This is a genomic window from Rheinheimera lutimaris, assembly GCF_013283795.1.
GTDB classification, from domain to species: domain Bacteria; phylum Pseudomonadota; class Gammaproteobacteria; order Enterobacterales; family Alteromonadaceae; genus Alishewanella; species Alishewanella lutimaris.
Genome location: NZ_JABSOD010000015.1, coordinates 40,120 through 52,565 on the forward strand (window position 1 = coordinate 40,120; position 12,446 = coordinate 52,565).

The following is a 12,446-nucleotide window of genomic DNA, read 5'->3' on the forward strand; positions in this document are numbered from 1 at the left end:
TATCCTCACTAAATAGAACGGAGGGTATATGAAACATTCAATACTGATGTCTGTAATATTAACGACTGCTATTTCATGGACAGTGTTGGCCGATGATGATAAACCTGCAGCCAATACGTTAAAGTTATCTGAAGTTATAAAGCAGTTGGAGCAACAGGGCTACAATCCAATTGCTGACGTTGAATTTGACGATAATAAGTGGGAAATTGATGCATGGCGTGGTAACGATAAACGCGAGCTGACGGTTGACCCGGTTAGCGGGAAGATATTACGTGACAGAGACGATTAAGCGATTTTGTTGTCAGGGGCGGCGCTAAGCTGGTTGCGCCGCCTGTTGTTCATTGTTAAAGCTTGTTTAAAATCTCAGCCGGTAATGCCAGCTCGTCATTGCGGTTTACGCCGACACCACGATCAAGGATGTTTTTCGCAATTTGCTTGGCTTCGTCCAGTGAGTGCATTTGCGCTGTGCCGCACTGATAAATATTCAGCTCTGGAATGTCGCCCTGGCTGGCCACGTGCAAAACATCGTCCATCGCTGCCTGCCAAGCTTTAGCTACACGTTGCTCGTCCGGTGTGCCGATTAAGCTCATATAAAAACCGGTACGACAACCCATTGGCGAAATATCAATAATTTCTACGTCGTTGCCATTTAAATGGTCGCGCATAAAGCCGGCAAATAAATGCTCCAGCGTATGAATGCCTTTTTCCGACAAAATTTCTTCATTCGGCACACAAAAACGTAAATCAAATACCGTGATGGCATCGCCTTTGGGTGTATTCATCTTTTTTGCCACGCGCACAGCCGGGGCTTTCATAATGGTATGGTCTACGGTGAAACTGTCGAGTAATGGCATAACAACACCCTCAAAATTAAGGCTACAGATAGCGGCTATTATAGGCAGGTAACGCCGGATAAGTTAACCGTTATCGGCAGATATCAGCGTTAAAGCTGCGCTAAAGCACGGTTAAATGCACATAGTACAAAATTTTTAATGTAATAACCTTGAATGGATCAGGGCTAATCCCCATTAATCGCTCAACGCAATTTGTGCTTGTTCAGAATATTAAGTGGAGTGTAGTTATGGGCAGAATTATCGGTATTGACTTAGGTACAACCAACTCTTGTGTGGCGGTATTAGACGGTGATAAACCTCGCGTGTTAGAAAACGCTGAAGGTACCCGCACTACGCCGTCCATTATTGCTTATGCAGAAGATGGCGAAGTGTTAGTTGGCCAGCCGGCAAAACGTCAGGCGGTTACCAACCCGAAAAACACCTTGTTCGCCATTAAGCGTTTAATTGGTCGTCGTTTTGAAGACGAAGAAGTGCAGCGCGACATTAAAATTATGCCTTACGCTATCGTAAAAGCAGATAATGGCGATGCCTGGGTTGAAGTTAAAGGTAAAAAATTAGCGGCACCGCAAATTTCAGCTGAAGTGCTGAAAAAGATGAAGAAAACTGCCGAAGACTTCTTAGGCGAAGCGGTAACGGCGGCAGTAATTACTGTACCGGCGTATTTTAACGATGCGCAGCGTCAGGCCACTAAAGATGCCGGCCGTATCGCAGGCTTAGACGTAAAACGTATTATCAACGAGCCAACTGCTGCGGCACTGGCCTATGGTATGGATAAGAAAAAAGGCGACACCAAGGTTGCAGTATATGACTTAGGTGGCGGTACTTTCGATATCTCTATCATTGAAATTGATGATGTAGACGGCGAGCAAACCTTTGAAGTACTGGCTACCAATGGTGATACTCACTTAGGTGGTGAAGACTTCGACAACCGTTTAATCAACTATCTGGTTGAAGAATTCAAAAAAGAGCAGGGCATTGACCTGCGTAACGACCCACTGGCGATGCAGCGCTTAAAAGAGTCTGCTGAAAAAGCCAAGATTGAGCTGTCGTCAGCATCACAAACTGAAGTGAACCTGCCGTACATTACTGCTGATGCCTCAGGCCCGAAACACCTGAACATCAAAGTAACCCGTGCTAAGCTGGAATCTTTAGTTGAAGACTTAATTCAGCGTACTATCGAGCCGCTGAAGCAAGCACTGAAAGACGCTGATTTAAGCGTGGGTGAAATTAACGACATCATCCTGGTTGGCGGCCAAACGCGGATGCCAAAAGTACAGGAAGCGGTAACAGCGTTCTTTGGCAAAGAGCCGCGTAAAGACGTAAACCCGGACGAGGCTGTTGCAGTAGGCGCAGCGATTCAGGGCGCGGTACTGTCAGGTGATGTTAAAGACGTATTGCTGCTTGACGTTACGCCATTGTCACTGGGTATTGAAACCATGGGCAGCGTAATGACTGCGCTGATTGAGAAAAACACCACGATTCCAACCAAAAAATCGCAGGTGTTCTCAACAGCAGAAGATAACCAGTCTGCGGTAACTATTCATGTGCTGCAGGGCGAGCGTAAGCGTGCGTCTGATAACAAGTCACTGGGCCAGTTTAACCTGGAAGGCATCCGTGGTGGTCGTCGTGGTGAGCCGCAAATTGAAGTGACCTTCGATTTAGACGCCGACGGTATTTTGCATGTGTCTGCTAAAGATAAAGACACCGGTAAAGAGCAGAAGATCACCATCAAGGCTAACTCGGGTTTAACCGATGAAGAAATCCAGGCCATGGTACGTGATGCTGAAGCCCATGCTGAAGATGACAAAAAGTTTGAAGAGCTGGTGCAAACCCGCAACCAGGCTGATGCGATGGTACATGCCACCCGCAAGCAACTGGAAGAAGTTGGCGATGCATTAGCAGCAAACGATAAAGAAGAAATTGAAACGGCAATCAAAGAGCTGGAAGCTGTATTAAAAGGCAGCGATAAGGCGGCGATTGACGAGAAGTCACAAACACTGATCCAGGCGTCGCAGAAGCTGATGGAAGCATCACAAGCCAAAGCGCAGCAAGGTGGCGCTGACGCTGGCCAGCAAGCTGACGGCAATGACGACGTGGTTGACGCTGAGTTTGAAGAAGTCAAAGACGATAAGAAGTAATCTGGCTGAAGTATAAGGGCTGGCCTGGTGCCAGCCTTTTGGCATTAAGACATTTACTGAGCGGGAACTATGTCCAAGCGTGACTATTATGAAGTATTAGGTGTCGCTAAAGGCGCCGACGATAAAGACATCAAAAAGGCTTATAAACGCCTCGCCATGAAGTTTCACCCTGATCGTACTCAGGGCGATAAAGCCATGGAAGAGAAGTTTAAAGAAGTCCAGGAAGCCTATGAGGTGTTGTCGGATGAACAAAAGCGGGCTGCCTACGACCGTTATGGCCATGCCGGAGTAGATCCGAACCGTGGTGGTGCCGGTGGCGCCGGCGGCGCTGATTTCGGTGATATTTTCGGCGATGTGTTCGGTGATATCTTCGGTGGCGGTGGCCGTCGGGGTCAATCGCGGGCGCAGCGTGGTTCAGATTTACGCTACAACCTGGAGCTGAGCCTGGAAGAGGCGGTTCGTGGTAAATCGGTCGATATTAAAGTACCGACCATGGTCGGTTGTGATGTCTGTGATGGCTCAGGTGCCAAAAAAGGCACTTCAGCCAAAAGTTGTCCAACCTGTCACGGTGCCGGCCAGGTTACCATGCGTCAGGGCTTTTTTGCTGTGCAGCAAACCTGCCCAACCTGTAATGGCCGCGGTAAGATCATTCCGGATCCTTGTTCCAAGTGCCATGGCGAAGGCCGCGTAGAGAAAACCAAAACGCTGTCGGTGAAAATTCCGGCTGGCGTTGATACCGGTGACCGTATTCGTTTAACCGGTGAAGGTGAAGCAGGTATGCATGGCGCGCAAGCGGGCGATTTATATGTGCAGGTGCATGTAAGAGAACACCCGATTTTCGTGCGTGACGGTAATAACCTGTATTGCGATGTGCCGCTGAGTTTCACCACTGCCGCACTGGGCGGTGAAATTGATGTGCCCACGTTGGACGGCCGCGTGAAGCTGAAAATACCGGCGGAAACACAAACCGAAAAAATGTTCCGTTTACGCGGTAAAGGTGTGCAGTCGGTACGTGGCGGTGGCGTAGGTGACCTGGTATGTAAAGTGGTCATTGAAACGCCGGTTAATTTAAGTGATAAGCAAAAAGACTTACTACGCCAACTGGATGACAGCATGGCAGGTGATGGTGAAGCCAAACACCGGCCTAAATCAAAAGGCTTCTTCGATGGTGTGAAGAAGTTCTTTGATGATTTAACCAGTTAAACACTAATGAAAAACCACCTGCGGGTGGTTTTTTGTTTTTCAGCAGATACAATAAAAGCTGATGATATTTTCCCTGCTACCGCAACGGATAAGGATATATTGATGTTGAAGAAGTTATTGCTTGGCGCCACCTGCACTTTGTTGATCGTAGCCTGCGCGCAATCACCCACCGGGCGGCGCCAGATCATGCTGTTTAACGATACCGAGCTGAGTAAAATGGGGGCGCAGACGTTTGAAAGCATGAAAGCGGAAACGCCGATTGCGAAAGACGTAAAAACCAATAACTATGTGAAATGCGTGGCAAACAGCCTGCTGGCAGTAACACCGGACAGTATGCGGGCGCAAAGCTGGGAAATTGTGGTGTTTGATTCAGACCAGGTCAATGCCTTTGCACTGCCGGGCGGCAAAATAGGTGTGTATACCGGCCTGTTAAAGGTCGCTGAAAATCAGGACCAACTGGCTGCGGTAGTTGGCCACGAAATAGGCCACGTTATTGCCGGCCACAGTAACGAGCGTTTATCAACGAACCAGGCGCTACAAACGGTGCTGTCGTTAGGCGATGCCGGCATGAAGGCTTATGGTGTGAAGTATCAACAGGAGCTGATGACAGCCTTTGGTTTGGGGGCACAGTTGGGCGTTGCCTTACCGTTTAGCCGCGCGCATGAGTCTGAGTCTGACATTATTGGTCTGGATTTAATGGCCAGGGCCGGTTTTGAGCCGCGCCAGGCAGTGAACTTATGGCAGAACATGGCTGCAGCGGGCGGCGGTGGAACGCCGGAATTTATGTCAACGCATCCGTTGCCCGAAACACGGATTAAAGATTTACGCGAAAAAATGCCGGCGGCAATGAAAACCTATAACGACCGTAAAGCGGCGTCGTCGTTGCCCAAGTGCAGTCGTTGATTGTCGGTTTTTTTTACATGTAAACCAGTGAAGCTAAAGTCAATTTTTGATTAGTGATAAAAATCATGGCTTTGGCGCGCTGGATTGATTATTGCATGAGCCTTTTAAGTTAATTTGCCGCCAGATTTCGGGAAACAGCTATGGATAGAGATAACGATATGGATGTAAAGGAAACTCAGAACAGCCGCAGAGCATTTCTGTTTAAAGCCGGCCTTGCCAGTTTGCCGTTGCTGATGTCTTTTAAAAGCAAAGCAACATGGGGTTCTTCATCGTTAAATTGCGGCTTAAGTGCAACGGCATCACAAATAGCGTCATTTAGTGCGCAAACAGGCAAAACCTGCAAAGAGCAGATTTCTCACAAAGTCTGTGATGTAAACTATTTCGGTAATCCACATGGTTGTTTCAGAAAGCCTTCATATAAAGTGCACAAGTATAATGGTGTAGAAGTGTGCCAGGATACCAAGTTCAGACAAATATTTGGCGGAAGTAAAAGGACAAAGCTTGAGCATTGTCTTAACGAAGGTGAAGACAGCTTTGAACGCAATATGAGTTATTGTTTTTTATATGCGTTATATATGGAACGCGTGCTGAAGCGGTATGGTGAGTTTCCATCGGCAGACGATTTTGTTTACGCTTATAAGCAAGCGATAAATCAGGAGCGTATTGACTTGATGCGGCTGGTTGCTTTTTATGTTAACGGTTATTAGATGACGGTTATTGTATTTGCTGTTTCTGGCGCTGCTGTTATATAAAGATGTTTGTGAAGACATATCCTCCCATTACCATGAGTTATGCAGATTGGCTTGTTGCGTGTAACAGCACGCAGAGCCAGTGCATTGCTAATGAGTTGCAGGCAGACAATCAGACGTTCGTGCTGTTGTTTGATCTTATCGGCCAGGAAACCAGGCTGGTAAGTAAATCTGAGTTACCTGATACTGTTGAACAACCAGAATGAGTGAGTACAATTTCGCGTTACACACTTATCCGTTCTCGCTGATAGTCAGTAATAGATCAAACTATCTGTACGATGCTGTAAAGCAGCTATATCCTGCCACTGTACTGGGTCCGATAGCGCCTGATACCGTTTATGATTTCGACTTAAAAGTTGAGCGGCGCTGGCTGGGGCTGCGCTCAGACTACTATGTTGGCTCGGCATCTGAGCATTTCAGAATGACGAATAAAGCTCATTTACCGGCTATTTTTGAATGGGCGTTTAACTGGAGTATTGCATCCTTTCAACATCATTATCTGGCGTTTCATGCAGCTGTGTTGCAAAAGGGGGATGTAAGTATAATATTGCCGGCTGAACCCGGAGCCGGTAAGAGTACACTCAGTGCGTTACTGATGTTACAGGGCTGGCGACTACTGTCAGACGAAACCTGTCTGATTGATCTGCAAAGCGCTGACATTGTGCCTTGTGTCAGGCCTGTCAGCTTAAAAAATAAATCTTTAGACGTTATCCGGCAGCGCTATCCTGCAGCAGCAATGGCACTGAATATTCCTGACACTATTAAAGGTACGGTTGGCTATTTGTTGCCTACAACAATCAGTTGGCACGGCTATCAGCAATCGTGCGTTGCGACACACATTATTTTTCCGCGCTATGACAGCGACTGTTACAGTACTATTTTTGCTCCTGTAAGCCTTGGGCAAGGCATTATGCAGCTGATAAATAACTCATTTAATTATTCTGTACTGGGTGCAGAAGGCTTTGCAGCGCTTAGTCAATTATGCCGCACTGTAACTATGCTGCAGTTAACTTATGCTGATACTGATGAAGCATTGTCTCTGCTGGAGAAGCTTAGTTGACGTCTCATACATTGCAGTTTTTCAGATCGCCCGGGCACTATGCTGCTAACGCAGGCGCGACTGATTGGACGCAGTTGTTAACAGAGTTGCGTAAGCATGGTCTGCTGGCTAAAGCCTATTTTAAACTGTACCAGTGTGAGGGGTATCCGCAAATACCCTTAGCGGTTCGCCGTCAGCTTGGATCCGGTGCCAGATATGCAGCTAAACAACAACAATCGTTGTTTGCTGAGCTAATGCAATTAGAAATGTTGGTGCAGCAAGCAGAGCATCCCTGCCTGTTACTGAAAGGGGCAGCTTATCGTGCACTGGCTTTACCGGTCAGTTTCGGCCGGCTATTTTCCGATATTGACGTGCTGGTACCTGCCGCGTTTTTTACCAAGTTTAAAAATAGACTGTTTTTTAAAGGGTTTTATGAGCCTGAATTGCCGGAGTATGATCGGCAATACTATTTACGTTGGTCGCACCAACATCCTCCTTTGCAGCATTTTGACCGTGACACCGTTATTGATTTACATCATCAGATATTTCCGGCAGCGTCAGCGACTAAAATCAATATCGAGCGATTTTTTTTACAGGCGGAAGAGGTAGCGGGTTCAGCGTTTAAGGTACCTTGCCTGGAACACATGTTTATTCATGCGTCTGTGCATTTGTTCTGGCAAGAAGAAACACACAGAAGCTTAAAAGATATTATTGATTTAAATGAATTATTTTTGGATGTAGTAGCAGCCGATAAGTTAGAGTCATTAGCTGCAGAGGCACAACAAACCGGCACAGTGAAGGCTGTGAATAACGTGATATATGTGCTGGCTAAACTTTTCGACCATGATATGGCTGCTTACTTTGCGCTTAAAAGCAGCTCACGACCACAACGTTTAATATCATGGTTGTTTGTCAGAACGTTGACAGATACAGGCCCACTGGCTGCGATATGTAAAATGCTATGGTTTGTCCGGGGCCACAGTCTTAAAATGCGTTGGTACATTCTGCTGTATCATAGTGTAGCCAAGCCAGCGTTTTATCTGAAACGCTGGCTGCTTAAATCTGCTTGAACAACAGCAACTTGCCGATCATCAGTTTTTTCTGGCGAGAATAATCAATAGCGCCACCAGTAACAGAATTAAGCAGTAATAACTTTGGCTAACTACCTGCCATGGCGATATGCCAAAGCTGGCACCGAGCAGCAGTGCCTGGGCACCGTAAGGCACTAATCCCTGACTGATACAGGCAAAAATGTCCAGCAAGCTGGCACTGCGCCGCGGCGTAATGTGATGCTGCTGTGCCAGTGTTTTGGCTACGTCACCGGTTAACACTATCGCCACCGTATTATTGGCAATACACAGGTTACTGCTAAACGCTAATGCCGCTATTGCCAGTTGCTGCGCTTTATTTCCGGCCAGTTTCAGCCGGTTTGCCGTTTGCTGAATTTTACCGGCGATCCACTGCAAGCCACCTTGTTGCTTAATAAACTCACTTAATGCACTTACCAGCATCGCCAGTAAGAATATTTCCTGCACATTAGCAAATCCCGTTGCTATGTCTTTGCCCAGGTTAGCCATAGCATAATCAGCAAATAATGCACCCTGCAGTGCGGCCAGCACTATGCCTAACAGCAGCACTACAAACACATTTAATCCCATTACGGCCAGCAGCAGAATGGCGGCATAAGGCAGTACGCCGCTCCAGTTTACCTGGTCAATCTGGATTGGTGCGCCCTCGTTAGCCAGTAAAACATATAACAACAACGTTAAGGCGGCAGCCGGCAGGGCAATTTTGATGTTTTCGCGAAATTTGTCTGCCATCTGTGCGCCCTGAGTGCGGGTAGAGGCAATGGTAGTATCAGAGATAATGGATAAGTTATCACCGAACATGGCACCGCTTAGCAGTACGCCAGCCACTAATGCCTGCTCCAGCCCCGCCTGATTGGCCAGGCCAACGGCAATCGGCGCTAAGGCGCCTATGGTACCCATAGAGGTGCCCATAGCGGTAGATACCAGCGCAGCAATAACAAATAACCCCGGTAACAACCAGGGTGCCGGTACCAAACTCAGGCCGGCATTGACGGCGGCATCAACACCGCCGGTGGCGGTCGCCACACTGGCAAAGGCGCCGGCCAGCAAGTAGATAATACACATGGTAATAATGTTGCTGTTACCGGCACCTTTGATCATCACATCTATCGATTGCTGCAACGGCGCCCGGTGCAGCCAGATGGCCAGTATCAGCGCCGGAATAATGGCAACATGGCCCGGTAGCTGATAAAACGCATAGGCCACATCCTGGCTTTGCAAATACAAGCCGGTGCCGAGAAACAGCGCGACAAAAAACAGTAATGGTAACAACGAGCGCCTGGCACCCGCTGGCGCCTGCGTAATATCGTTCATAGCTTATACCTTATCAAAGCACCGGCTGAACAACAGCCGCAATGGTTGCGCAATATATAGATGGCTAGATGGCCTGTCAATTTCATCCGCCGGTTTTCTGCTCTGGTATAAGCTACCTGAGTTGATTATGCTGGCAACTTATTTATTACTATCTGTTTTTCCGACGGAGTGACTATGTCGCAACAGCGCTTAATCAACAGCAAACGTTTTTTGCCGTTTTTTCTTACTCAGGCCAGCGGCGCTTTTAATGACAACGTGTTTAAAAATGCGCTGATGTTAATATTGGCTTTTACCGCGGCTAATGCGTTGCCGTGGGATACCGATTTAACCATGAACCTGGCGGCCGGCTTGTTTATTCTGCCGTTTTTATTGTTTTCCGCCACTGCCGGTACCCTGGCTGATGCGGTGTGTAAAACCAAATTAATCCGGGCGCTAAAGCTGCTGGAGATTGGCCTGATGTTGTTGGCTGGTCTGGCATTTTATTTTCAGCAGTATCTGCTGTTGCTGGGGTTGCTGTTTTTAATGGGCAGCCAGTCGGCGTTTTTTGGCCCGGTAAAATACGCTATTTTACCGCAGCTGTTAACCGACAAAGAGCTGCTGGCCGGCAATGCCTGGGTTGAAATGGGCACCTTTGTTGCTATTTTACTCGGTACCATTACCGGCGGTTTATTGGTCGGGCTGGCCGACGCGCCGCTGTGGATTGCTGGCGTAGTAGTGCTGTTTTCTGTTCTGGGTTATCTGATAAGCCGGCATATTCCGGCGGTGGGGGAAGTGCACAACGCCGATAATTTTCGCTTTGCCCCCTGGCAACAAACCAAGGCGACTATCAGCATCAGTTACGCCAACCGTACCTTGTATTTAGCTATTATGGCCATCAGCTGGTTTTGGTTTTTAGGTGCCAGCTATTTAACTCAGTTTCCTAACTTCACTAAAACCGTGCTCGGTGGTGATAATACGGTAGTAACGGCATTGTTGGTGGCATTTTCCGTTGGCGTGGGTATAGGCTCTATGCTGTGTGAGCGTTTATCCGGCGACAGAGTAGAGCTTGGCATAGTGCCGATTGGCTCTGTCGGTTTAACGGTGTTTGGCGTTAGTTTGTTTTTCAGCAGCCCGGCAGCGTTGCCGGCAGAGCTGCTTAACCTGCCACAGTTTTTAGCCACGGCATTCGGCTGGTGGGTGCTGACAGATCTGACATTAATCGGCGTATTTGGCGGCTTATTTATTGTGCCGCTGTATGCATTGTTACAACAGCGTGCCGAGCCGCAGCAACGGGCGCGGGTTATTGCCGCTAACAACATTTTTAATGCGCTGTTTATGGTGGTAAGCGCGATTGCCGGTATCGTGTTTTTAACCGTGCTGGATTTAGCTATTCCGGAGTATTTTTTAATCCTCGCCATAATGAACGCTGTGGTGGCGCTGTATGTATACAGCCAGGTGCCGGAGTTTGCCCTGCGGTTTGTTATTTATCTGCTAAGTCATACTACGTACAGAGTGCGTAGCAACGGGCTGGAACATATTCCGGCCGATGGCGCAGCGGTGCTGGTAGCTAACCATGTCAGCTATGTCGATGCGTTGCTGATTGCCGGAGCGGTGCGCCGGCCGGTGCGGTTTGTAATGGAAAAAGCCATTTACGATTTGCCGGTAGCTAATTGGCTGTTTAAAGCGGCGCGCACCATTCCTATTTGCTCAAAGCAGAAAAATGAGCAGGTATACGAAGCCGCATTTGCCAGCATTAAGCGCGAGCTGGAAGCGGGCAACCTGGTGTGTATCTTCCCGGAAGGGCGCTTAACCAAAAGCGGTGAGATTGACAGCTTTCGTCCCGGCATTGAGCGTATATTAGCTGAGACACCGGTGCCGGTCGTGCCAATGGCGCTGCAGGGGTTATGGGGCTCGTTTTTCAGCCATCATGGTAACGGCGCCTTTAAGTTTAAAGGCCGTTTTTGGTCAAAGGTGCAGCTGATAGCAAGCCCGTCTGTGCCGCCACAGCACGCCAGTGCGGCCGAATTGGAGCAGCAAGTGCGGTTGTTACGGGGCGATAGCGCCTGACACCGTTTACTGCTGCCCGGTTTATTTTTAGCTGTAAAGATGGCTATTTTACTTCCCCCTACCGGCGGCTTTTGCTCTAATAGCCGCCATTGTTATTTTTATGCAGAGCTTTTGTATGCCATCTATCGGAATTTTTGGCGCTAACGGCCGCATGGGTCGGGCGTTAATTACGGTTGCTAAAGAACAGCAGCTACATCTTACTGCCGCTACTGTGCGTGCCGGTTCTGAGCTTGCCGGTGTTGATGCCGGTGAGCTGGCCGGTGTCGGTAAACTGGGCCTGCCACTTGGCATTACCGGCAGCGACAGCATAAACAACGCCGATATCTGGGTTGACTTCACCATGCCGGATGCCATGCTTGCGCACCTGGCGCTGGCGGTTGCGGGCAAAAAAGCCATGGTAATAGGTGTGACCGGTTTAACCGATGTGCAATATCAGCAGGTACAGCAAGCGGCTAAGCATATTCCGATTGTGTGGGCACCGAATATGAGTGTCGGGGTAAACCTGCTGCTGCATTTGGTACAAACTGCCGCCAAAGTGATGGGGCAAACGGCCGATATTGAAATTATTGAAGCGCATCATCGCTTTAAAAAAGATGCCCCTTCAGGCACGGCTATGGCTATCGGCTCCAGCATTGCTAAAGCGTTGGACCGCGATTTGGCGAAGGTTGCGGTATATGGCCGTGAGGGTATTACCGGTGAGCGAGAGCAGCAAACTATCGGCTTTGCCACCGTGCGTGGCGGCGACATTATTGGCGACCACACCGCCTTATTTGCCGATTTAGGCGAAAGACTGGAAATTACTCACAAAGCATCCAGCCGTAACACCTTTGCCCAAGGCGCACTGCGTGCTGCTCTGTGGTTGCAAAATAAACAGCCCGGACTTTATTCTATGCAACAAGTGTTAGGTTTGGCAGATTTAAGCTAACTTTTTGCGCTATTAAGCTTAAAAACGGGTTAAAGGTGCCATTTGTAATAAAATTCAAAAAAAGCATAGCTAAATATCCTTCGATCGCCTAAAATAGTCAGGTTTGCCTAAGGCAAATCGGGTATCACATTTTGGGTCAAAACGGGTTGTAAAACAGTGTCAGGTTTTCGCCCGTTTTTTGCTGTTT

General features: G+C 48.2%; 11 protein-coding genes. 9 read left to right on the forward strand and 2 right to left on the reverse strand.

Annotated features, from left to right (window positions below; all coding sequences use genetic code 11):
- Window positions 1–28: 28 nt before the first annotated feature.
- The gene (locus HRH59_RS13930) at window positions 29–289 is read left to right on the forward strand and encodes a PepSY domain-containing protein (protein WP_173501885.1); all 261 of its coding nucleotides are present in this window, start codon (window positions 29–31) and stop codon (window positions 287–289) included.
- 55 nt (window positions 290–344) lie between these two features.
- Here the strand turns inward: HRH59_RS13930 and luxS are convergent, their stop codons facing one another.
- Entirely contained in the window at window positions 345–854 is a 510-nt protein-coding gene (gene luxS / locus HRH59_RS13935) for an S-ribosylhomocysteine lyase (protein ID WP_173501886.1), read from the reverse strand.
- Between the two features lie 227 nt (window positions 855–1,081).
- Here luxS and dnaK point away from each other — a divergent pair, with 227 nt between their 5' ends.
- The 6 genes from dnaK (at window position 1,082) to HRH59_RS13965 (ending at window position 7,956) form a co-directional block, all read left to right on the forward strand.
- Window positions 1,082–2,992 (forward strand): molecular chaperone DnaK, encoded by a 1,911-nt coding sequence (gene dnaK, locus HRH59_RS13940; protein WP_173501887.1) that lies wholly within the window; start codon window positions 1,082–1,084, stop codon window positions 2,990–2,992.
- A gap of 69 nt (window positions 2,993–3,061) precedes the next feature.
- A complete protein-coding gene (dnaJ, locus tag HRH59_RS13945) occupies window positions 3,062–4,195 on the forward strand; it encodes a molecular chaperone DnaJ (protein ID WP_173501888.1) in 1,134 nt (377 codons plus the stop codon).
- Window positions 4,196–4,297: 102 nt separating this feature from the next.
- Window positions 4,298–5,098: a M48 family metallopeptidase gene (locus HRH59_RS13950; protein ID WP_173501889.1), complete on the forward strand. Its 801-nt coding sequence runs from the start codon at window positions 4,298–4,300 to the stop codon at window positions 5,096–5,098.
- A gap of 140 nt (window positions 5,099–5,238) precedes the next feature.
- Complete coding sequence (locus tag HRH59_RS13955; RefSeq protein ID WP_173501890.1) at window positions 5,239–5,805, forward strand: hypothetical protein; 567 nt, start codon at window positions 5,239–5,241, stop codon at window positions 5,803–5,805.
- 244 nt (window positions 5,806–6,049) lie between these two features.
- On the forward strand, window positions 6,050–6,907 hold the full coding sequence (locus tag HRH59_RS13960) for an HprK-related kinase A (protein ID WP_173501891.1): 858 nt from the start codon (window positions 6,050–6,052) through the stop codon (window positions 6,905–6,907).
- Window positions 6,904–7,956, forward strand: a complete 1,053-nt coding sequence (locus HRH59_RS13965) for a nucleotidyltransferase family protein (RefSeq protein ID WP_173501892.1) — start codon at window positions 6,904–6,906, stop codon at window positions 7,954–7,956. The genes HRH59_RS13960 and HRH59_RS13965 overlap by 4 nt, the downstream gene beginning before the upstream one ends.
- A gap of 21 nt (window positions 7,957–7,977) precedes the next feature.
- Here HRH59_RS13965 and HRH59_RS13970 read toward each other — a convergent pair whose 3' ends face one another.
- The gene (locus tag HRH59_RS13970) at window positions 7,978–9,288 is read right to left on the reverse strand and encodes a Na+/H+ antiporter NhaC family protein (RefSeq protein WP_173501893.1); all 1,311 of its coding nucleotides are present in this window, start codon (window positions 9,286–9,288) and stop codon (window positions 7,978–7,980) included.
- 174 nt (window positions 9,289–9,462) lie between these two features.
- Here HRH59_RS13970 and HRH59_RS13975 point away from each other — a divergent pair, with 174 nt between their 5' ends.
- Window positions 9,463–11,334, forward strand: coding sequence for an MFS transporter (locus HRH59_RS13975; RefSeq protein ID WP_173501894.1), 1,872 nt, complete (start codon window positions 9,463–9,465; stop codon window positions 11,332–11,334).
- Window positions 11,335–11,449: 115 nt separating this feature from the next.
- Complete coding sequence (gene dapB / locus HRH59_RS13980; protein ID WP_173501895.1) at window positions 11,450–12,259, forward strand: 4-hydroxy-tetrahydrodipicolinate reductase; 810 nt, start codon at window positions 11,450–11,452, stop codon at window positions 12,257–12,259.
- Window positions 12,260–12,446: the final 187 nt, after the last annotated feature.

What these genes read in the sequence shown, in the direction of transcription:
- HRH59_RS13950 (WP_173501889.1), top strand. Translation starts at nt 4,298, where the DNA reads ATGTTGAAGAAGTTATTGCTTGGCGCCACCTGCACTTTGTTGATCGTA.
- HRH59_RS13960 (WP_173501891.1), top strand. Translation starts at nt 6,050, where the DNA reads ATGAGTGAGTACAATTTCGCGTTACACACTTATCCGTTCTCGCTGATA.
- HRH59_RS13975 (WP_173501894.1), top strand. Translation starts at nt 9,463, where the DNA reads ATGTCGCAACAGCGCTTAATCAACAGCAAACGTTTTTTGCCGTTTTTT.
- luxS (WP_173501886.1), bottom strand. Translation starts at nt 854, where the DNA reads ATGCCATTACTCGACAGTTTCACCGTAGACCATACCATTATGAAAGCC.
- dnaK (WP_173501887.1), top strand. Translation starts at nt 1,082, where the DNA reads ATGGGCAGAATTATCGGTATTGACTTAGGTACAACCAACTCTTGTGTG.
- dapB (WP_173501895.1), top strand. Translation starts at nt 11,450, where the DNA reads ATGCCATCTATCGGAATTTTTGGCGCTAACGGCCGCATGGGTCGGGCG.
- HRH59_RS13970 (WP_173501893.1), bottom strand. Translation starts at nt 9,288, where the DNA reads ATGAACGATATTACGCAGGCGCCAGCGGGTGCCAGGCGCTCGTTGTTA.
- HRH59_RS13955 (WP_173501890.1), top strand. Translation starts at nt 5,239, where the DNA reads ATGGATAGAGATAACGATATGGATGTAAAGGAAACTCAGAACAGCCGC.
- dnaJ (WP_173501888.1), top strand. Translation starts at nt 3,062, where the DNA reads ATGTCCAAGCGTGACTATTATGAAGTATTAGGTGTCGCTAAAGGCGCC.
- HRH59_RS13930 (WP_173501885.1), top strand. Translation starts at nt 29, where the DNA reads ATGAAACATTCAATACTGATGTCTGTAATATTAACGACTGCTATTTCA.